The 19,101-nt window shown below is 37.5% G+C and carries 23 protein-coding genes; 11 read left to right on the forward strand and 12 right to left on the reverse strand.

Annotation, left to right across the window (positions count from 1 at the left end):
* Window positions 1-14 precede the first annotated feature (14 nt).
* Window positions 15-581 (reverse strand): aminoacyl-tRNA hydrolase, encoded by a 567-nt coding sequence (gene pth / locus AC1Z3K_RS17260; protein WP_426081825.1) that lies wholly within the window; start codon window positions 579-581, stop codon window positions 15-17.
* 617 nt (window positions 582-1,198) lie between these two features.
* Here pth and AC1Z3K_RS17265 point away from each other — a divergent pair.
* Window positions 1,199-2,179, forward strand: coding sequence for an L-lactate dehydrogenase (locus AC1Z3K_RS17265; protein WP_426081826.1), 981 nt, complete (start codon window positions 1,199-1,201; stop codon window positions 2,177-2,179).
* A 37-nt stretch (window positions 2,180-2,216) separates the two neighbouring features.
* On the opposite strand, the gene AC1Z3K_RS17270 is transcribed toward AC1Z3K_RS17265, so the two are convergent.
* The 11 genes from AC1Z3K_RS17270 to AC1Z3K_RS17320 all read right to left on the reverse strand — a co-directional run bounded on the left by AC1Z3K_RS17270 (window position 2,217) and on the right by AC1Z3K_RS17320 (window position 12,195).
* Window positions 2,217-2,843 (reverse strand): hypothetical protein, encoded by a 627-nt coding sequence (locus tag AC1Z3K_RS17270; protein ID WP_461733426.1) that lies wholly within the window; start codon window positions 2,841-2,843, stop codon window positions 2,217-2,219.
* 170 nt (window positions 2,844-3,013) lie between these two features.
* The gene (locus AC1Z3K_RS17275; protein ID WP_461733427.1) at window positions 3,014-3,487 is read right to left on the reverse strand and encodes a GyrI-like domain-containing protein; all 474 of its coding nucleotides are present in this window, start codon (window positions 3,485-3,487) and stop codon (window positions 3,014-3,016) included.
* 110 nt (window positions 3,488-3,597) lie between these two features.
* A complete protein-coding gene (locus AC1Z3K_RS17280) occupies window positions 3,598-4,632 on the reverse strand; it encodes an aldose epimerase family protein (RefSeq protein WP_461733428.1) in 1,035 nt (344 codons plus the stop codon).
* Between the two features lie 245 nt (window positions 4,633-4,877).
* Window positions 4,878-6,374, reverse strand: coding sequence for an aldehyde dehydrogenase family protein (locus AC1Z3K_RS17285; protein ID WP_461733429.1), 1,497 nt, complete (start codon window positions 6,372-6,374; stop codon window positions 4,878-4,880).
* Between the two features lie 225 nt (window positions 6,375-6,599).
* Complete coding sequence (locus AC1Z3K_RS17290; protein WP_461733430.1) at window positions 6,600-7,409, reverse strand: hypothetical protein; 810 nt, start codon at window positions 7,407-7,409, stop codon at window positions 6,600-6,602.
* A 14-nt stretch (window positions 7,410-7,423) separates the two neighbouring features.
* On the reverse strand, window positions 7,424-8,071 hold the full coding sequence (locus tag AC1Z3K_RS17295; RefSeq protein ID WP_461733431.1) for a DUF3885 domain-containing protein: 648 nt from the start codon (window positions 8,069-8,071) through the stop codon (window positions 7,424-7,426).
* A gap of 279 nt (window positions 8,072-8,350) precedes the next feature.
* Window positions 8,351-8,866: a transcription repressor NadR gene (locus AC1Z3K_RS17300; RefSeq protein ID WP_461733432.1), complete on the reverse strand. Its 516-nt coding sequence runs from the start codon at window positions 8,864-8,866 to the stop codon at window positions 8,351-8,353.
* Between the two features lie 17 nt (window positions 8,867-8,883).
* Entirely contained in the window at window positions 8,884-9,729 is an 846-nt protein-coding gene (locus tag AC1Z3K_RS17305) for a chorismate mutase (RefSeq protein WP_426081834.1), read from the reverse strand.
* 12 nt (window positions 9,730-9,741) lie between these two features.
* Window positions 9,742-10,452, reverse strand: coding sequence for an NAD-dependent protein deacylase (locus AC1Z3K_RS17310; protein WP_426081835.1), 711 nt, complete (start codon window positions 10,450-10,452; stop codon window positions 9,742-9,744).
* A gap of 171 nt (window positions 10,453-10,623) precedes the next feature.
* Window positions 10,624-11,082: a hypothetical protein gene (locus AC1Z3K_RS17315; RefSeq protein ID WP_461733433.1), complete on the reverse strand. Its 459-nt coding sequence runs from the start codon at window positions 11,080-11,082 to the stop codon at window positions 10,624-10,626.
* Window positions 11,083-11,286: 204 nt separating this feature from the next.
* Window positions 11,287-12,195 carry an EamA family transporter gene (locus tag AC1Z3K_RS17320; protein ID WP_461733434.1) on the reverse strand — a complete coding sequence of 303 codons (909 nt, stop codon included), beginning with the start codon at window positions 12,193-12,195 and terminating at the stop codon, window positions 11,287-11,289.
* 873 nt (window positions 12,196-13,068) lie between these two features.
* On the opposite strand from AC1Z3K_RS17320, the gene AC1Z3K_RS17325 reads away from it, so the two are divergent.
* The 10 genes from AC1Z3K_RS17325 (at window position 13,069) to AC1Z3K_RS17370 (ending at window position 19,090) form a co-directional block, all read left to right on the forward strand.
* Complete coding sequence (locus AC1Z3K_RS17325) at window positions 13,069-13,377, forward strand: TIGR04197 family type VII secretion effector (RefSeq protein ID WP_461733435.1); 309 nt, start codon at window positions 13,069-13,071, stop codon at window positions 13,375-13,377.
* The gene (locus AC1Z3K_RS17330) at window positions 13,374-13,736 is read left to right on the forward strand and encodes a DUF3958 family protein (RefSeq protein WP_461733436.1); all 363 of its coding nucleotides are present in this window, start codon (window positions 13,374-13,376) and stop codon (window positions 13,734-13,736) included. The genes AC1Z3K_RS17325 and AC1Z3K_RS17330 overlap by 4 nt, the downstream gene beginning before the upstream one ends.
* Window positions 13,726-15,282, forward strand: coding sequence for a hypothetical protein (locus AC1Z3K_RS17335; protein WP_461733437.1), 1,557 nt, complete (start codon window positions 13,726-13,728; stop codon window positions 15,280-15,282). The genes AC1Z3K_RS17330 and AC1Z3K_RS17335 overlap by 11 nt, the downstream gene beginning before the upstream one ends.
* Before the next feature lie 15 nt (window positions 15,283-15,297).
* A complete protein-coding gene (locus AC1Z3K_RS17340) occupies window positions 15,298-15,645 on the forward strand; it encodes a hypothetical protein (protein ID WP_426081842.1) in 348 nt (115 codons plus the stop codon).
* 260 nt (window positions 15,646-15,905) lie between these two features.
* Window positions 15,906-16,532 (forward strand): hypothetical protein, encoded by a 627-nt coding sequence (locus tag AC1Z3K_RS17345; RefSeq protein WP_461733438.1) that lies wholly within the window; start codon window positions 15,906-15,908, stop codon window positions 16,530-16,532.
* On the forward strand, window positions 16,532-16,861 hold the full coding sequence (locus tag AC1Z3K_RS17350) for a hypothetical protein (protein WP_426081844.1): 330 nt from the start codon (window positions 16,532-16,534) through the stop codon (window positions 16,859-16,861). Before AC1Z3K_RS17345 ends, AC1Z3K_RS17350 begins: the two co-directional genes overlap by 1 nt.
* Window positions 16,862-17,008: 147 nt before the next feature.
* Window positions 17,009-17,260 carry a hypothetical protein gene (locus AC1Z3K_RS17355; RefSeq protein ID WP_426081845.1) on the forward strand — a complete coding sequence of 84 codons (252 nt, stop codon included), beginning with the start codon at window positions 17,009-17,011 and terminating at the stop codon, window positions 17,258-17,260.
* A 353-nt stretch (window positions 17,261-17,613) separates the two neighbouring features.
* Window positions 17,614-18,201, forward strand: a complete 588-nt coding sequence (locus AC1Z3K_RS17360) for an EndoU domain-containing protein (protein ID WP_461733439.1) — start codon at window positions 17,614-17,616, stop codon at window positions 18,199-18,201.
* A gap of 18 nt (window positions 18,202-18,219) precedes the next feature.
* Window positions 18,220-18,531 (forward strand): hypothetical protein, encoded by a 312-nt coding sequence (locus AC1Z3K_RS17365; protein WP_461733440.1) that lies wholly within the window; start codon window positions 18,220-18,222, stop codon window positions 18,529-18,531.
* A 259-nt stretch (window positions 18,532-18,790) separates the two neighbouring features.
* Window positions 18,791-19,090, forward strand: a complete 300-nt coding sequence (locus AC1Z3K_RS17370) for a hypothetical protein (protein WP_426081846.1) — start codon at window positions 18,791-18,793, stop codon at window positions 19,088-19,090.
* Window positions 19,091-19,101 lie beyond the last annotated feature (11 nt).

Here is a 19,101-nt window from a genome sequence, read left to right on the forward strand (position 1 = left end):
GACCACCTCATTGTTTACTTTCCATTAAATTGGTTCATTGTGTCGACAAAGGTATGTCCTTCGCTAGCATAAATTGCTGCATCTGCCGCTTTTTTGACAGCAATCAAAATATCTTCATGAACAGCTTTGGGGAATTTACTCAGTACATGCTGAACCACCGTTTCATTTCCCTGAGGACGCCCGATTCCGATTTTGATTCGGGAAAATTCATTCGTACCTAAATGAGCAATCAGACTTTTCATCCCGTTATGTCCGCCTGGACCGCCTTTTTCCCGCAAACGAATCTTGCCTATTTCCAAATCAAGGTCATCATAAATTACAATTAATTCCTGATTTTCAATACCAAAATAGGTCATCAAAGGTCCTACTGAACGTCCGGATTCATTCATAAACGTCAATGGCTTAACCAGCATGATCTTCTCCGTTCCTATAAAAAATTCTGCAATATCTGCTTCAAATTGATTTTTTTTAAAGACCGCGTTGTAGCGGCTGGCAATTTCATCTACCGTAATAAAACCTACATTATGCTTGGTTTCCTGATATTTACTGCCTGGATTGCCCAATCCTACAATCATTTTCATTCTCTCTATCTCCTTTATCGCTATAAGTGAAGCTGCATGCCAAAAGACGCAGCTGCAAACAACGCATGGTTAATTTTTACTTTTTAGTCGTTCAAGAAACGGAGTCTGGGATATAACTAAATTCCCAGACTTTTAGTATGCTTAAAACCGAATAAACAGTGAGAATAGAAACAACTTCTTCGGCAATAAGCAGGAATTTAACAACAATTTGTGGAGCACCAGGTAGGAATCAGTCAACATCGAATGATTTACCTTCGTGTTTCCTGTCATTTTCATAAATCCCTGCTTATTGCTTGAAGCTAACCGTTTCTGTCTCAACCTCAACACAAAATAGCCGAGCAGCATATTTGCGGCTCAGGTTCTGTCTCAATAGTATAACACAGATTTTACTGTTCCAATATATATGAAAGTTTAAAAAAACAATAAACCTATCCTTCAAGAGACCAAACCTTTGAAAAAACTTAAAAAAACAAGAATAGTGAAATACCGAGCATGTAAGAGCTTGCAATTATAACAGCGATAAAAACTGTACTATTTTAAAGTTAAAATGCGTGACAAAGTTCTTAGACGGTGGTACTATCATTGTAATAAACAAACCTACGAAAGGAATGGTACACATGACTGCAGCTGCAGATAGAAAAGATCACCAAAAAGTTATTTTAGTAGGGGACGGTGCTGTCGGTTCCAGCTATGCTTTTGCTCTTGTTACTCAAAACATCGCTCAGGAAGTTGGTATCATCGATATCAATACGAAAAAGACTGAAGGAGATGCAATGGATCTTTCTCATGCTTTAGCTTTTACTTCTCCTAAAAAGATCTACGCTGCTACGTATGACGACTGTCATGATGCAGATCTTGTTGTACTAACAGCGGGTGCTCCACAAAAACCAGGAGAAACAAGAATTGATTTGGTTCATAAAAACCTGAAAATCAATAAAGAGATTGTAACCCAAATTGTTGACTCTGGTTTTAATGGTATTTTCCTAGTCGCTGCAAATCCAGTAGATATTTTAACTTATTCTACATGGAAGTTCTCAGGTTTTCCAAAAGAACGCGTTATCGGTTCAGGAACTTCACTAGATTCAGCCCGTTTCCGTCAGGCTATCGCTGAACTAGTTGATGTTGATGCACGTAATGTGCATGCCTACATCTTAGGGGAACATGGCGATACAGAATTTCCTGTTTGGTCTCATGCCAATGTTGCCGGTTTGCAAATTTACGAATGGGTGAAAAACAATCCCGATGTCGACGAAGAAGCAATGGTTAATCTGTTTTTCAGTGTTCGTGATGCTGCCTATTCTATTATTGATAAAAAAGGAGCAACCTTCTATGGGATTGCCGTTGCACTAGCACGTATTACTAAAGCAATTTTGGATGACGAAAACTCTGTCTTCCCATTATCCGTGTATTTGGATGGTGAATACGGACAAAATGATATTTTCATCGGTGCTCCAGCAGTTATTAATCGTCAAGGAATTAAACAAGTCATTGAAATTCCGTTGACAGATTCTGAAAAAGATCGGATGAACGCTTCTGCATCAGCACTAAAAGAAGTTATTCAGTCCGCTTTTGAAAAGTTTGAAGCTGAAGAAAAATAAACAAAAAAAGTACGCCGGCTGGCGTACTTTTTTCTATTTATTTCACTAAGTATTCCAACATAACATCCATATCTTCTACTGCTACATTTCCTGCATAATTTGGCGTAACTAGAGAAATCCCCCCATTGTTATTATAAAAAACATACATATTCCCTTCAAGATTGATACCATTTCCATCTTCTACCTTTGTTCCCATCACTAGTTCTGTATTCACACTTACCGTACGAATTCCATTTGCACCTTCACTAAAAATTCTAATTGTCTTTGTAGGTATTTGTTGATAGGCTGCTGAATAGACTGTAGTGAACATTGCATCTGGGTTGGCCTGCTCAAAAGTGATTTTCCCATTAGATTCATTGGTAAAATTTACGCCTATCGTTTGCGGAACATTCATTCCTCCATTTGCAAACACAATATTTTGAATAGCTGTAACGGGAACAGTATAAGGATAATCAGCATCAACACTTGAAGCGTCACTTGTAACAGATTCACTTCCTGAAATTGTCTCATCTGTAGCTTTACTAGCTGTTTCTTTCGTAGTAGACCTACTAACAGAGCTGCTATTACTACTTTCTGTTTTTGTCGATTCAGTTTCTTTACTCTTTCCTGAACATCCAGCTAGCAAAACTACAGCAATGCCTATTAATACAAATTTCTTTTTCATTCTTTTGCACCTCCTAATTTTAACCCTTCATCTTTCGTAATGACATTGTAACACAAAAGAAACTAAACAGCAATGTTTTTGTAACATTTTTATTGTATTTTACCACAAAAAAAGAAGGAAGGTGTTTCCTTCCTTCTTCATTTCATAAATAATATGAGTTATAGCTATTTTTAACTTCTTACTTTCAAAGGAATATACATCTCAGTCAAATACTCATTTGGCGGCTGACTTTCATCATTTAAATAATGATAATAAATACCACCTGTTGTTATAAAGTCTTTTTCCGTTATCCAGCTCATCAGCGCTTCCAATGTTGGATCCTGCGCTTCATAGGGACCTCGGTCAATGGTCACTGCCACTGTCTGAACTGGTAAAACAGCAAACACAGCTTCTCCTTTTGCGGAAATAGGGGCAGAAATCTCAAAGCCTATTTCTAAATCGAGTGCACTCAAATCGACATTATGAAAACAGACAATCGGACCGCTGGCAGGCAGTAAACCAGCTTGTTGAATCTGCTTCATCAATTCTTTGATTGTTTCCCCCATAAATTCCGCATATTCTCCAAAAAAGTCAATCGTGCGGCGAATCGCCAGCATCTTTCTTTCCGGCAGCTGTTTCAATGTAATTTCAGCAATTTGCGTCATAGTCATGTACCTCCAAGTATTCTTAATAGCTATACTTTAGCACATGTCCAGCTGCACTATTTGACCGGGAATGCTCTTTTTTAGAATGCTCTGAATGATTCCTTAACGTACTACTCTGTAATTTTATAAATCGTTGTTGAACGAAACGGGACATTCGGCTGAATTTCAATGGTCCCAAAATCTTCAAAGCGTTCTGCACCAGGTGCGGTCTGAGTTTCAAAGGTAATTCCGCCGTGATCTGTTAATTTCTTTCCACGAATCACAGGACCTGCACCATTGAAATTCGCAGTAAATACAACAACTGCTGGGCAATCCGTCAATACCTCTACCTGAACCGCTTCATCTGGACTTGTCAATACTGCGCTAACATGTTCAATCAAAGGTTTATTCAAGAAAAATGGATGGTCAAATCCACCTACAGCCTTTACTTGATCATCTTGACTATTGAAACTTGTTTCCAACTTTCTAGCCTTTCTAAAATCAAATGCTGTATCTGTGACTGAGCGCTTTTCTCCCGTTGTAATCACTGCCTCATCAATGCAGGCAAATTGATCAGAATCAATAAACAGCTTATGGTCGTCAATTGCTTGCTCTACATCCCCTGAAAGATTGAAATATACATGATTCGTTGGATTAAACAACGTTAGCTGGTCACTATGTGCTTCATAGTCCACACACCATTCATTGTCTTCTGTTAACGTATAAGCAACTGAAACCATCAAATCACCTGAAAAACCATGCTCTCCAGCGTTACTTTTTAGAGAAAAAATCACAGAACTTTTCTTTTCCGACTCTTCCAGCTTTGCATCCCAGAGCTTTGCCTCAAAAGAAGGTGCTCCTCCGTGAAGCGTATGCAGCCCATGATCATTTTTATCCGTCTGATAAGTATGACCACCCAGTGTAAAAGTTCCATCTTTAATCCGTCCAGCTACTCTGCCGATTGTTGCTCCAATATACATATCCTGTGCCAAGTATTCCTCAACAGAATCAAACCCTAAGACAATATTTCGTTTTTCTTTTTTTGTAGGTACAAACAAATTAACGATTCTAGCACCAAAATTGGTTACTTCCAGTTGAACACCATTTTCATTTTTTAATGAATACAGAGTTGCTCCCTGTCCAAAGTCTCTTTGTGTAATTTTCATATATTTTCCTCCTTAATCTGATTCTTTCAAGCCCCTTATTCTCTTTTGGCCAACAGAGAAAACAGCTCTATATAGCATTCTGATAGCTTCTCTTAGTCAATCACAAGAGATGTAAGCAGTTACACTTTCGATAAATATTTTACTAAATTTTTTACTCAAGAGCAAGGATTGTTCTGTTTTCCTTAAATTGTTTGCTCTACAAAAAGTATGCAGACTGCGCAATTGGCAGCCTGCATACTTTTTATTTAACTATACAGTCCATCTGTCTCATCTTTTGTGACAATATAGATATTCTTCATTTGAGTATAGGCATCCAGCATCGATTTATGCGTCTCCCTGCCGATACCAGATTTCTTATACCCGCCAAATGGTGCACCAGCAGGAAGCTGATTGTATGTGTTGACCCACATCCGGCCTGTCCGTACGCCCCGGGCAACTCTTAGTGCGGTATTAATGTTTTGAGAGAATACTGCGCCGCCTAGACCATAATCAGATTGATTGGCCAGATTGATGACTTCCTCTTCCGTTTTAAATTTGATGACTGTTGCAACAGGACCAAAGATTTCTTCCTGAGCAATACACATAGAGTTAACCGCATCTGCCAATAAAGTTGGCTCTAAAAAGGCGCCCTTATCCAGACCGTCACGTGTTACACGTTTCCCTCCAGTAAGAAGTGTCGCACCTTCCTTTACACCTATATCTACATATTTTAAAATACCTTCCAGCTGATGCTCATTAACCTGAGCACCCATCTGCGTATCTGCTTCCCAAGGAAAACCAACTTTGATTTTTTCAAACTTTGCTTTTAGCTCAGCAACAAAACGGTCATAGATTCCTTCCTGTACAAATACCCGGGAACCTGCACAGCAAACCTGCCCCTGATTAAATAGAATTCCCAGCTGCACACCCTCTAGCGCTCGTTCCCAATTTGCGTCATCAAAGATAATATTGGCCGATTTTCCACCTAGCTCTAATGTCGCAGGAATCAAGCGGTTAGCTGCAGCTTTAGCTACTGTATAGCCCACCTCTGTAGATCCTGTAAAGGCTAGCTTGTCAAAGCCCTCATGATTCAGCATGTAATTGCCTGAATCAGAGCCTTTACCTGTAATCAAATTGACTACCCCTTTAGGCAGCACCTGATCGAATAATTTAAATAGTTCCAACAGACTTAATGATGTGGTAGATGATGGATGGATAACTACTGTATTTCCTGCTGCCAAAGCAGGCGCCAGCTTCCACGCGCCCATCAGCAATGGGAAATTCCATGGAATAATTTGACCGACCACACCAATTGGCTCCTTAATAACCAAGGATAACGTATCCTTATCAAACTCTTTAAGGGTTCCTTCTTCTGCACGAATCACACCTGCAAAATAACGGAAGTGATCTGCACTTAGAGGAACATCAATGTTTCTCGTTTCATTGATTGGCTTGCCGTTATCCAATGTTTCAGCCAATGCCAGCCGCTCACTGTTGGCATCAATCAAATCAGCAATTTTCAACAAAAGGCTACTTCTAGTCGCTACATCAACATCCTTCCACGTGGTGAAGGCTTCTTGCGCTGCTGCTACGGCCTGATCTACATCCTCATGTGTTGCATCAACGAATTCTGCCAATGCCTCCCCGTTACTTGGGTTATAACTGGTGAGCTTTCTATCTCCCGAACCAGCTGTCCACACACCATTAATGTATAACTGATAATTAGCATCTACTGCTTCCCGAATGTCTATTGTCTTACCCAAAAAAATCCCACCTTTCTTTTTTGTTTACGCTTTCAATTATAAAGGACTAAATAAAAAAGTAAAGAAAATCTCTAAAAACAGTACATTTCTATCTGTTCTACACATAATTGGTATAGTCTGATTAAACATGAATCCGCAAACAAAAAAATGGGAGAGGTAATTAAATATCCAGACTCTGCCTTCTTTAAAATCTGAATAAATGAGAGGTCAGAAGCAACTTTCTCATCATTTCCTATTTTTTTGTTTTTGTAATTGTCTATGACTTTTAATCGCTGCCTGCTGCTCTTTAAATTCTATAAAATAGAAAAATAGCCCGCCTCCTCCAAAAAATAAAACTGCTAGAAAGCTGAGTACTTTATTTCCTGTAAAAATTAACATCAGTGCAGAAGCAGCTGCTAAAATCAGACAAATGACTAAAACAAAGATATCTGAAACTAATTTTCTATAAAGAGAAAAGGCTGTTGGTTCTTTGATACCTTTAGCAGCTTCACTCGTTACCATCGGTGTATCTAAGCTATCAACCAGCGATTCATATTTTGCCGATAAGCTTTCCGAAGAATGATGTGACCACCGATCTCCTACAATAGTCGTTCCTAGAGGATCATTTTTATCTATCCAGGTAGTTTTTTCACATGAAGAAATTGAATCGAATAGTACTTGAATCTCATTATAGACCTCTGATGCAGAGGTAAAAAAGTTAAGATATTCTATATAGGAAATTTCAATCATTTCATGCTTTTGTGCTTCTTTTTTTATTATCAGTTTAAAATCTTCATATAGCGGCAGCAGTTCAGGATAAAGCTTAGATACGTAGACGGTATGATGGTCAAGATTTTTTTGATACTCATTAAATGACATTCGGATTACTGCTTGAAACTCCCCGTCTGTCTGCTGCTTTTGGAAAATACTTTCCAACTGCTGATGAATAAGCGGCAACTGGGCATTGCTTAAGCCCATCAGCCAGAATACAGGAAAGGAATTATTTGATTCAAAAATTTGTGTTGCTTCCGAGTTCAAATAACAGCGATTTCCCATACAAATCACCCCACTCACTTTTTGGTAAAGGAAACACCATACGTACTTTCCTGCACCTGATAGTTCAACTCCTCCATCTGCGCAGTATAGCTGTCTATATATTTTTTAAAGAGCTGCTTCAGCTCTAAATAATCCTGCTCTTCCTTGCAAAAAACATCACAGCCTCGGTCATCGTATACATGTAAAAGAATTTTCTTTGTTTCATTCACTAGAATAATTTGATTGTCCAGTATAGTAAACGTATCACTATAGGGTTTGAAGTCCTGATAGATTCTTCCCATAACCAGCTTATGGAGCAGCCCAATATTCTCTATCTTACAGGTTAATACTCTCAAAAAACGCTCCTCAACAGGCAAATTTACATAATAGTCGTCGCTTATAGCTGTTTTTTTTATGAATTTCATTAGCTGACCTGGCTGATTGATATATTGAATGATTCCTGCTCTGCTCTCATTTTTGAAGACTTCATCAACTAAGCGATTCGCTACATTTATTGTTTTCTTTAGCGTTTGCTTATTAATTCTTTTGTAAAAATAGGATAAATTCATTCTAAAATGATAACACTGCTCACCGTTTAATTTTAAGTAAGGCTTTCCATTTGCATACTGAGAGATGTAATGTTCCTGCAGCTGCGTGACTACCTCTTGATAAAGTTCTTTCATACTTATCCGTCCTATCTACGCTTCAATCCATAAGCTTTCTATTGATTTTTCAAAAATAAGGAGATGTGACAACCCTATGTCTCCATCTCCCAAAACCGATTAAACGATCTGCCAACGAGCCTGAACGCTTCCGACACAATCCCTCATTCTCAATTGTGAATCACGTATACTGTATGAAAAATACTCAATACTTGTCTAGCAACGTTTCTAAAAACATCTGATTGATAAACAGCCCCGCCGTCCGCTAGATTCAGCTGCTTAGAATCAGTTTTTGCCTGATTAATTCTGATAGAGAATTCCTTTACGTGCCAGCTCTTCCTTAACAGCCTCCACCATTTGCTGGTTTTCACAGCGAATAGTGTGCAGATGAATCCCCCCAGTCAGCTCCGACAATAGGGAGGCACGGCTTTTTTTATAGGCTTTAATAAAATCCCCAACATCTTTCTGCGATTTAATCCGCAGATTGCCCGTCAGTTCCCCGTATATCGGATGCTCCACAATTACATCCAGTACCTCGCCGCCTAATTCAACAATGGCAGTCAACTCTTCCTCTGTCTGTTCCGGCTGATGCTGACAGGCAATCTTTACTACTAGCCCATTATCATCCTGCTGCTCCAAAAGATAGCCTCTTGCTGTCGCAGTTACCTCCAAACCAGCCGCTCTTAATAAAGCGACATCTCCGACTATAATTTGGCGGCTGACCGAAAAACGCTTCGCCAATCGACTAGCACTGACTGGCTTCTCCGCTGTTTTCAGCACTTCCAGAATTTCTGAACGTCTTGTCCCACCATCCATAGCTTTCACCTCATTTACTACTTGTTAATTTTCCCAGTCTGATACTCTTTGGAAACCGCCATAATTTGCTGATAGGTCTTCAACAAAGCCTCTTTGTACTCTTCCTTTTTCACATAAGAACCGATTTTTTTCAGCACTTCCTGCTCTCTTTTTTCATCCAAAACTGCAGTCCCTTGTTCTTTCTTGATTTCAGCAATTTTCTCTACTGCCTGCATTCGTTTTTCCAGCAGCTCCACCATTTCTCTATCAATAGAATCAATCGCTTTACGCTGTTCTTCCAGACTATTCTGCTTTGTTTCCTCTTCATCAATCCGCTTAATGATTTTAGCAGGATTTCCTCCTACGACACAGTTGTCCGGAACCGATTTAGTAACAACCGCTCCCGCTGCCACAACGACATTATTTCCTAATTCAACACCGGGAACAATCACCACGCCTCCGCCCAGCCAGACATTATCGCCAATGGTAATTGGTTTGCCAAATTCCAACCCGCTGTTCCGTTTGCCTGGATTTAACGGATGAGAAGCTGTGTACAATTGCACATTGGGTCCAAACATACAGTTATCACCAATACGAATTGGACAAATATCGAGGAAAATACTGTTAAAATTCACATAGAAGTTTTTACCAACATGAATATTGAACCCATAATCAAAACTGATTGACGGCTCTACATAAACACTTGTACCCGCTGAACCGAAGGTTTCTTCCACCAGCTGTCTCCTAACTTGACGATCTGTCTCGTTATTAATCAGCTTCATTTGATCTCGTGCATGTCTACGGGCAGCACTTAATTCAGGATCTGCTGCAAAATACAATTCCCCATCAATCATTTTCTGTTTTTCTGATTTAAATGTTTCCATGCTATCCATCCTTTACTTTCCTTCAATTTTATTAAACACATTCATCGCATCGGTTTCTATATAAAAATATTCTCCTCTTAGTCTTACCGGTGTTTGGTTAATCACCAGCAACTTGGCATCGGGGCGAGCATACGCAGCCAAATCACAAAATGGATGTACCTGAAAGCTGGTACCTACAACTACAAGCAGCTCTGCAGCAACTACAGCCTTCACAGCTGCAGAAATCGTCTGATCATCGAAGCCTTCTTCATAAAGGACAATCCCCGGCCTCAGTTGGCCTCCACATCCTTCATGCCTGTCGTTGACTAAATATTGTTCAGCCGATACATGCTGCTTACAACGTTCGCACCAGCAGTCATATAAATTGCCATGGAAATCAATCCGATTCCTGCTGCCGGCTTTTTGGTGCAGCCCATCGATATTTTGCGAGACCACCCAAACTTCTTTTTGTTTCTCCATATCAGCCATCGCCAAATGAATCCGATTAGGCTCTGCATTAGGATGATACAGCCGCTTTACAAAGTCATAAAACTTTTCCGGTTCACGCAGCAGGCAGCTTCGGCTTAATAAATACTCTGGCGCTTCTATTCCTTGATATACGCCTGATAAAGAACGATAATCCGGGATGCCTGAGGCAGTTGAGACCCCTGCACCAGTTAAAAAGGTGATTGCCTTTGATTCTTTCATTATTTGAATGCCGTCTTCCGGGCTAATAATCTTCATAGTTTCCAACTCCTATGCTTTCTATTATAGACGATAATGTCTATTCAATACCAGACTGCAGAGTCATTTGCTCAGTCATTAATAGCTAAAATGACTTGAATATAGTACCTGATAATTCTAACGATCCTAAGCAGCTCACAACTGATTTCCCAGCTGAAAATAGATGACAGCTCACGTTAGCAGTATCCACTCCCACCAGGGGAAGTGGGACTGGCGCTCAAAGACTTGATAGCCAGCATTACACTTTTTGCATTGAACCCGATAATAATCGACATAGGAACTATCAGGGTAAGCCACTGTTTCCAGCAGAAAGACATTGCTGTTTTTTTGCTCATCAACAGGGTTGGACATCTCATCAAATAAGCAGCAGGAACAGCTCTTGTTTTCCTGATAAAAGCTGATTGTTTTAATCGCTTTATCAACGAAGCGCTGGTTTGGTGCCAGATATCCGCCTAGAGCAACACCCCTTGTTCCTTTTTTTATTTTATCTAAAAAGGGAAGCAACTTGTTGATTACCTCTTCATCCTGCCCCAAAGAAATGATGGCACAGCTGGCCGCCCAAACCTTTTGAGGATCTTTTGACAGTATATCTTCTAAAATTTCCTGAACCGTTTTTGTACTTTTAATCATTAGTAGATTCCCTCCCTTTTTAGCTTGTATCGAATCGCTCAAAATGAACAGCTTCAATTTCTATTTTAGAAATTTCATTCTCCTGTCTTTAAATCATACCATTTTTCAGTAACATTAGACGCTCTTTTTTAAGCTAGCCCCGCTAAAAAAACGGGAAAAATAAAAAAGAGCAGCAGGATTTTTTTCCTTCTGCTCCTGATATCGTTAGCCATCATAAAAGCCAAGGACGGCAATGCCAATCATAATCACCAAAATTACAGTGTACTGTTTAACACTAAGCTTTTCCTTTAGAAAAATCCGGCCAAGCAGCACCGAAACAATGCTGTAGGAAGCGATCATCGGTGCTACTATAATTGCATTAGAAGCAATTGCTCCAACATAGAAAAACTGACCTAGCGTTTCAAACAATGCTGCGAGTCCCTTATCTTTTTCTTTAAAGACTAAGACATGTTCTTTTTTTATCAGCTCCAGATAGCTCCACAAGACTAAAGCGACTATCAAGAAGGTTAACTCATAGCTCATGTTGGCCTGATCTTCAGGCATAATTTGCTTATACTCCAAATAATAACCATCAAGAAAGGTACCCAATCCGTCAATCACGCAATATAAAATGGGAAAGATAATAGCAGCCGCTCCGATTCGATACTTCTTTTCCACTATGGTTCCCTCTTCTTTGAGTTCTTCATCAAACTCCTGCTTTTCAAAAATAGAGAGAAGTAGGATTCCTAGTGAAATTGCTGCAATTGCTCCAAACTGTACCCCATCCATTCTGCCTCCCAACAAAAAATAAGTCAGCAGAGCAGAAACCGCACCAGAAGAATTGCTCACGGGCGAGGATATCGATAATTCAATATAGCGCAGCCCAAAATAGCCGACTGCCATTGACAGGATATACATAAAAGAAACAGGCAGATACAAAAACAGATTTCGCCAATCGTAAGCAATGCCAGCATAAATCACATAATAAAACAAAACGTGAAGCCCCATCACTAAACCAACAATAATCGTTGTCTTGGTTGCACTAAAACGGTCCTTGACGTTGTTTCCTTTTTTATAAAATAAATCCGCCGATCCCCATGCCAACACAGTAATCAACGCTGGTAAAAACCACATAAAAATCCTCTCCAATCAAACAAACTATCTGAACTCTGCCGCCTTTTTCATTCCCTGACAGCATACTGAGCATAACACCATTACTTTTACAAAATTGACATACCTTAATAAACGTACAGGAAAGAAGTTAAAAGGTCAACGGTGAACCCATTCTTCACATAATAAATAACAACTATTGGAGCTTCAACGGATTGGTTACTGTTGAAAATGACTAGATACGATTTTTCCAAAATAATGCTACCATCTTCTTTCGTACATATTATCCATTAAAGACAAGTCCTATTCAGTGATTCAAAAATTTATCAGCAGACTTTGGATCAGATTCCTCCTTCGTTTAAAAATATTTGAAAAATACCATGATAAAATACGAGCTATCTTATAGATTGAGAAGGTATTTGACACTTTTTACGATTCATAGAGAAATCATATTGAGCTTTTTCAGGACTTTGACAAGTAATATAACTATTGAGAATCTATATAAACTTGACGAAAATGCTACTTAACAGCATAAGCAGCTTCAGATAAAAAACTATAAAATCAATACATTCACTACTTCCCTTAAATATTTGGACGGTATTATTGTTGAGAAAAATTCCAAGCAAAAGAAAAAGCTCAGCAGATTTACGTAATGAGTCATTGATAAATTAGTTTTTTACAAAGGAAATAGTACCTATAACTTTTATTCATCTAGCGTTTCAAAGATTCTACCGACAGATGAACATTCAAAAAAATCATAGACTTGCTAATGATTGACCTATAGCAAAGACCATAATTAAAGTATTTATAAAAACAACATTTTATTCATTCTTATTGTCCTTCTATTCATTCTTATGGTAAAATTTATAAAAATAAAAAAAGGAGGTCAGTATTATAATGAATGGAGTATCAAGTGATTCAATTGTTGCTAGACAACTAGCAACAGCAATTGCCAGCTCGTTGGATGGTGCCAATAGTGGGGGTGCGATTCTCACAGACACAAAAACAACAGTTGCTGGGAATACAAATGCGCAAGACGCAATTCAATCCATGCTAAGTGCTCAAAATAAAATTATCCAAGCAATCGGACAAGCTTCAACCAATCTTCAAACAGTTGCCAGTGAGTTTGAGGCAGCCGATCGAGCAACAAGGCAGTTAATGGCTGCCCACTCTCTCCCATCTCCAATGGGAGGTGGAAAAAAATGACGAATACACTAGAAAAGATCCAACAAGAAGAGTTACAATTAGAACGTGACTTGGAGCAGCTTGAAGATGAAGAAAAACGGTTAAAACAGCTTGAAGAAGAGTATCATAATTTTTTCCATCACACGTCTTCAATCTATGCTGAAATGGAAGAACAATTTCTTACGAATGACTTTGGTTGGCAGTTAAGATACCAGTCGGAGACTTTACGACAACATAATTTCACTATCTTTTCTGAGTTAGAAGAGGAGCAACAGCAAAAAAGCAGCGAAAAAGCTTCATTGGAAGATAGACAAAATGATCTTTTCTATCAACGTAAGACTTTGCTTGCTAACGAGGAGGACCAAGCAGATGGGCATTGATATGTTTGTTGGTTCGTCTCAAAGCCAAGCAAGTAGCACCTTAGCAAAAAGTCAATCTGATCAACAGGCTTACCAAACAATGATTCAAGCTTTGCAGCAGTTTGTTGGTGAAATTCGTCTTAATTCTACTGCTTACAACAATGGAAAGGCGTTCTACAACACTGTCTTAATTCCACTAGTAAAAGCTGGAATTTTGTTATCAGAAGCAGTTGGAGAAGCCTGCCAAAAGTTTGTAAAGGATTATCAATCAACTGTAGATAGCGGCGATTTAAAGTCCGATGAGCTTGAGGAAAGAATTCGGCAGCTTGAGTCCCAAATCAACAACTTAGACGTCATTCGTTCTACGATTGAGAGTAAAGATATCGCCGATAATTTTAAAATAAGACAACTAAATCAGAATAGTCGTGCTAGAGAACTACTGGTCGATTCAAAAAAAGTTTTACAAGATAAATTGGAAAAACTAAAAACATTTCATGCTAATTCTCCTGAAATTTTTTCTTCTATTTCAGAATTGGAATCTATCGTAAATCAAGGAGCAAGCCAAGCGGGAGCTGCCTGGACAGGCAGCAGCTTTTCGATTCCCAAAGACCTCAGATGGACAACCACCGTTTCAGAAAAATGGCAAATTAGAGCGGATAATATCAAGCAAAAAGAAAAAGAATTTCATGAGAAAAAAATCAAAGAACTTGAGAAATACACTATCTATGCTTGGCCATATGAAGACCCTGTCACAAAAGAAATAAAAGTGAATTGGTTCATTGATAAAGATGGTGTCCGTGTTTTTGATGATGAACTTCAGAATTATGTTGAAAAATACGGCAAAAAATTAGAAGGTATGTATGAAGTTGTAGGCTGGGAAAAAATTTATGAATTAGATTTAGCTGCTCGGCGAAAAGGTAACGGCAAAAACTACTTAACAAAACATCAAGTACCCAAAGGCTGGGAATGGTACAGTCAAGCTGGTGCTCACGTAGAATCTGCTTATTGGATGGCGAATAAGACTGGATTATTAGATTTAGCCTTGCTTGCTGGACTAACCTATGCGGCAAGTAAATCACAAACCAAAGTAACGACCTCCACTAATGTGGCAAATGTTATGGATGACTTAGATGATTTAGCCATTAAGAAAGCCAATAGAGGTAATGTTCCAAAACTTTCTACTTTAACTGAGGCAGAGCAGTTGAAGCTAGCCAATCAATATAAGAAAAAATCTCCAATAAATATTCCAGAAAATGCAAATATAAAAGCTCAATCTAAAAATGGGTATGAACAAATATCTTATAAGTGGAAAGAAAATGGAGAGACAATTGAAGTGCGTTGGCATACTAGAACACCAGGAGCACCAGAAGGACAAGGAAATACATTTGTTGTTGAGAAAAAAATCCATGGAACTCCAGATGGTAAACAAAAGGTACAACAGATAATGGTTGGCAAAGATAAGTGGGTTAGCAAAAATGAGTGGCAAAAAGCAATAACTGATAGAAAAAATGGTGTCAGTACACCTGAACAAGATAAAATGTTAACAGATGGTCACTGGAAAGAATAGAAAGGAATACGATATATGGATAATTATTATGAAGGATTTGAGGGAAACCCTGAAATTGATATTTATACTTTTTCAGAAAATGAAAAAGTGGGTATCGAAATGTGGGATGGATATTTTGATGAAATAATGAGAGCGATACAACCTGTGGATGGTAAATGGCAGTCTTTAGCATATTATTATAATTTAGATGAGGGTTGGTATGATGAAAGTCCTTGGGAAATCCCAAACAATCAAGAAGCATTAAAACAATTTGAATCAATTGATAAATCAACGTTAGGCAAAGTTTCCCAAGATATATTGACAAAAATAATAGAATTATTAAAAAACAATTCAAGTAACAGTATTTTTATAGAATACACATAAAATAAAAAAGGCACTTTACTATCTGATTGACGTCAGTTAGTAAAGCCTAGACTAGTAAGCTAGAACTCACTAATCAAGTTGCCAGTAGCTAACAAAAAACTATCTATAATATATGATACAAAAATCCAAAGAAGTCTCCTACTAAAATGTATAATTTAGATCTCTAAATATGAATTAAAAAACGGTATTAGTGAATGTTCAATCATTGATACCGTTTTTTTGTCTATCATGATAAAATTTAGTGAGGAAACATATACCTATTGAAAGAATGGCTTAGCTACACAGGCTGGGAATGGTACAGTCAAGCTGGTGCTCATGTAGAATCTGCTTATTGGATGGCGAATAAGACTGGATTATTAGATTTAGCCTTGCTTGCTGGACTAACTTATACGGCAAGGAAATCTCAAACCAAAGTAACGACCTCCACTAATGTGGCAAATGTTATGGACGACTTAGATGATTTAGCCATTAAGAAAGCCAATGGGGCTAAATCTAATCCTAAAGAAATTAATATCCATGGAAAACTTAATACAGAGTTAGATGAAGTGGATTTAGTTAACAAAGTTATTTATGAAGATAAGTCTGCTGCTAAACTATACATGGAAAATCCTGATTTTCCTCAAACTGAAAAACAGTGGACTCAGAAGCATATATTTAAGAAGGGTTCTAACAGATTAGATGCTTTAAACCAAAAAGATATTAGTATATCCGGAGGCGATAGTGGATTGGTTTCTTCCGTTGATGAAATAAAGAATATAAAGGATTATACATTTAGAATTGACGCGGATACTCCAGCACTACGTGAAGCTGTTCAAGAGCAAATTAGCATTTTACAAAAGAAATATCCTGATTATAATTTTAGTGCAATATATGGAGGTAAGAAATAATGTCAGTAGGGCTATTTAAATACGATGGTGATATTTACAACGAAAATTCCAAAGTGATATTGAGTGAGAATATCTCTTCTGAATCTTTTTATGAAAAGTTTTGGGAGAAAGCTATAGCAGAATTAAATATTAAGTATATACAAGACGGAGCAGAATTTAATAAAACTAGTCTAGATATTGTTTTAAAAGAATTGGGTTTATTAAAAGAATGGGCTATAGCGAATCTTCATGGGGAAGACAGAGAATATATGAGAAGTAGGATAGAGAATCTAGAAAAAGTAATTCCAACTGCATTTACTTCAGAACAAGATATATTATATATTTTTTAGAAAATAAAAAGGCACTCAATCACAAGACTGGTAATAAAGTGATCGAGTCTTGATAGTAAGGATTAATCTCACTAATCAAGTTGCCAGTAGCTAACAAAAGCTATAGTTGATAGAATTACATTTATAAAATAGAAGAGTGATTTAATCGTGAAAATAAAATGTTTATGTGGAAATGTGCTTAATGATGAGAATTTGGAAACAACGAATCCTTTAATTATTTTTCCAGAGAACGAGTATTATGATGTGTTAGAGTCAAATCCGAAAACCGTAGAAGAACTTGTGGATAATATGCCTTTAGGGTCAATGTGGGAGTGCAGAGTTTGTGAAAGACTTTTCTATTTTAAAGAAGGAAAATTTAATATTTATAGTTTAGAAAAAGAAGCGTTTGACAGTAATTAAAGATTACTAGATAAATTAAAAAGGCACTCTATCATTCAACGGGAATCGAAAAGATAGAGCCTTGACTAGTAAGCTCGAACTCACTAATCAAGTTGCCAGTAGCTAACAAAAAACTATCTATATTATATGATACAAAAATCCAAAGAAGTCTCCTACTAAAATGTATAATTTAGGTCTCTAAATATGAATTAAAAAATGGTATTAGTGAATGTTCAATCATTGATACCGTTTTTTTGTCTATCATGATAAAATTTAGTGAGGAAACATACGAATACCTATTGAAAGAATAGCTTAGCTAAACAGGCTGGGAATGGTACAGTCAAGCTGGTGCTCACGTAGAATCTGCTTATTGGATGGCGAATAAGACTGGATTATTAGATTTAGCCTTGCTTGCTGGACTAACCTATGCGGCAAGTAAATCACAAACCAAAGTAACGACCTCCACTAATGTGGCAAATGTTATGGATGACTTAGATGATTTAGCCATTAAGAAAGCCAATGGGGCTAAAGTACCTAAAGTTGAAATTCCAGAACAAAGTTTGAAACATGCAAATGTCGGAGATTTCACCGTCAATCCTTCTACAGGAAAAGTATCCAAAATGAAAGGTGGCGGACATGGACAATCTAACATTGATTTCTTAAAAGCAAATGGATTTGAAGTAAATATTGAAAAAACTTATCCTAATGGTGTGAGAACTGGAAATGTACCCGACCATAAAGTTAAGGCTAAAAGAACAGGAAATAATCAATCTTGGTTTCCTGAAAATTGGACGAATAAAGATATAGAAAGTGCAGGACAACATGTTGCTAGTCAACCAAACTTTGCTAGTGCTAAAGATGGAGAAGTTATTTTTGGTGAGTTTAATGGAGTACGAGTTGGAGTAATAAAAACTGATGGAAAACCTGCAACTATATTCCCAGATGCAACAAAACAGCCATAAAGTATTAGGAGGAGAATCATGGAATTAAAAAAAGAAATGGATGCTATTTTAAAAAAAAGAAAAAGCTTAAATATAAATGATGATTTTGGAATAGAAAAGTGTTGGAATGAAATGACGGTACTTTTAACTCAAAATGAAGATGAAACAATAGATTATCTTAATGAGTGCAATGAAGATGATCTATATTATATCAGTGAAATTTTTGAAGATATATCTGAACAACTTCAAAGCGAAAGATTTATTACTTGTTTAAGAAACCTTGATAAAAAATTTCCTAAGTTAGATATGACCAAAGATATTGATATTGCTGAAAATTATATTGAAAACTAAATAAAAAAGGCACTCAATCACAAGACTGATAATTAAGTGATTGAGCCTTGATAGTAAGGAGTAATTTCACTAATCAAGTTGCCAGTAGCTAACAAAAGCTGTCGCTACAGATTGAGAACAAAAATACTTGTGCTGGACATATCTTTTTGTAATCCTGACGAATAGAAGCTACAGATATTCAAACTTTTTTTCATTACCTTTTCATGACAAAGAATAAAGAACGTGATAGAATACTACTGAACAAAGTGAGGTGAAAATTGTGGTCGCATTTATTATTTATTGGGCAGCAATCCTAGTATGTATTGCATGGGGTGTGTTGAGTCTTGGTTTTTCTGTTTTTTATCTATCGCGCAAGGAAAACGGAAATCTTTGGGCTTTTGCTCTATTCAACGTATTAGCAGGTATCGTATTAGCTATTGTATTAGTTATTTATAAAACTTGGGATTTCGATATCACAACGTATTCAAGTCTGATTTATGCTGTTCTAGCATCATATGGTGTGTTAACAGTCCTGCAGGCTATCTTAGGTCGTGAACCGAAAGCACCTGCAAAAGCTTAATAGCAACAAAG

Source organism: Enterococcus sp. LJL128 (assembly GCF_056924295.1).

Coding starts and splice junctions, on each gene's coding strand:
- pth (WP_426081825.1), bottom strand. CDS start 581: ATGAAAATGATTGTAGGATTGGGCAATCCAGGCAGTAAATATCAGGAA.
- AC1Z3K_RS17265 (WP_426081826.1), top strand. CDS start 1,199: ATGACTGCAGCTGCAGATAGAAAAGATCACCAAAAAGTTATTTTAGTA.
- AC1Z3K_RS17270 (WP_461733426.1), bottom strand. CDS start 2,843: ATGAAAAAGAAATTTGTATTAATAGGCATTGCTGTAGTTTTGCTAGCT.
- AC1Z3K_RS17275 (WP_461733427.1), bottom strand. CDS start 3,487: ATGACGCAAATTGCTGAAATTACATTGAAACAGCTGCCGGAAAGAAAG.
- AC1Z3K_RS17280 (WP_461733428.1), bottom strand. CDS start 4,632: ATGAAAATTACACAAAGAGACTTTGGACAGGGAGCAACTCTGTATTCA.
- AC1Z3K_RS17290 (WP_461733430.1), bottom strand. CDS start 7,409: ATGGGAAATCGCTGTTATTTGAACTCGGAAGCAACACAAATTTTTGAA.
- AC1Z3K_RS17295 (WP_461733431.1), bottom strand. CDS start 8,071: ATGAAAGAACTTTATCAAGAGGTAGTCACGCAGCTGCAGGAACATTAC.
- AC1Z3K_RS17300 (WP_461733432.1), bottom strand. CDS start 8,866: ATGGATGGTGGGACAAGACGTTCAGAAATTCTGGAAGTGCTGAAAACA.
- AC1Z3K_RS17305 (WP_426081834.1), bottom strand. CDS start 9,729: ATGGAAACATTTAAATCAGAAAAACAGAAAATGATTGATGGGGAATTG.
- AC1Z3K_RS17310 (WP_426081835.1), bottom strand. CDS start 10,452: ATGAAGATTATTAGCCCGGAAGACGGCATTCAAATAATGAAAGAATCA.
- AC1Z3K_RS17315 (WP_461733433.1), bottom strand. CDS start 11,082: ATGATTAAAAGTACAAAAACGGTTCAGGAAATTTTAGAAGATATACTG.
- AC1Z3K_RS17320 (WP_461733434.1), bottom strand. CDS start 12,195: ATGTGGTTTTTACCAGCGTTGATTACTGTGTTGGCATGGGGATCGGCG.
- AC1Z3K_RS17325 (WP_461733435.1), top strand. CDS start 13,069: ATGAATGGAGTATCAAGTGATTCAATTGTTGCTAGACAACTAGCAACA.
- AC1Z3K_RS17330 (WP_461733436.1), top strand. CDS start 13,374: ATGACGAATACACTAGAAAAGATCCAACAAGAAGAGTTACAATTAGAA.
- AC1Z3K_RS17335 (WP_461733437.1), top strand. CDS start 13,726: ATGGGCATTGATATGTTTGTTGGTTCGTCTCAAAGCCAAGCAAGTAGC.
- AC1Z3K_RS17340 (WP_426081842.1), top strand. CDS start 15,298: ATGGATAATTATTATGAAGGATTTGAGGGAAACCCTGAAATTGATATT.
- AC1Z3K_RS17350 (WP_426081844.1), top strand. CDS start 16,532: ATGTCAGTAGGGCTATTTAAATACGATGGTGATATTTACAACGAAAAT.
- AC1Z3K_RS17360 (WP_461733439.1), top strand. CDS start 17,614: ATGGCGAATAAGACTGGATTATTAGATTTAGCCTTGCTTGCTGGACTA.
- AC1Z3K_RS17365 (WP_461733440.1), top strand. CDS start 18,220: ATGGAATTAAAAAAAGAAATGGATGCTATTTTAAAAAAAAGAAAAAGC.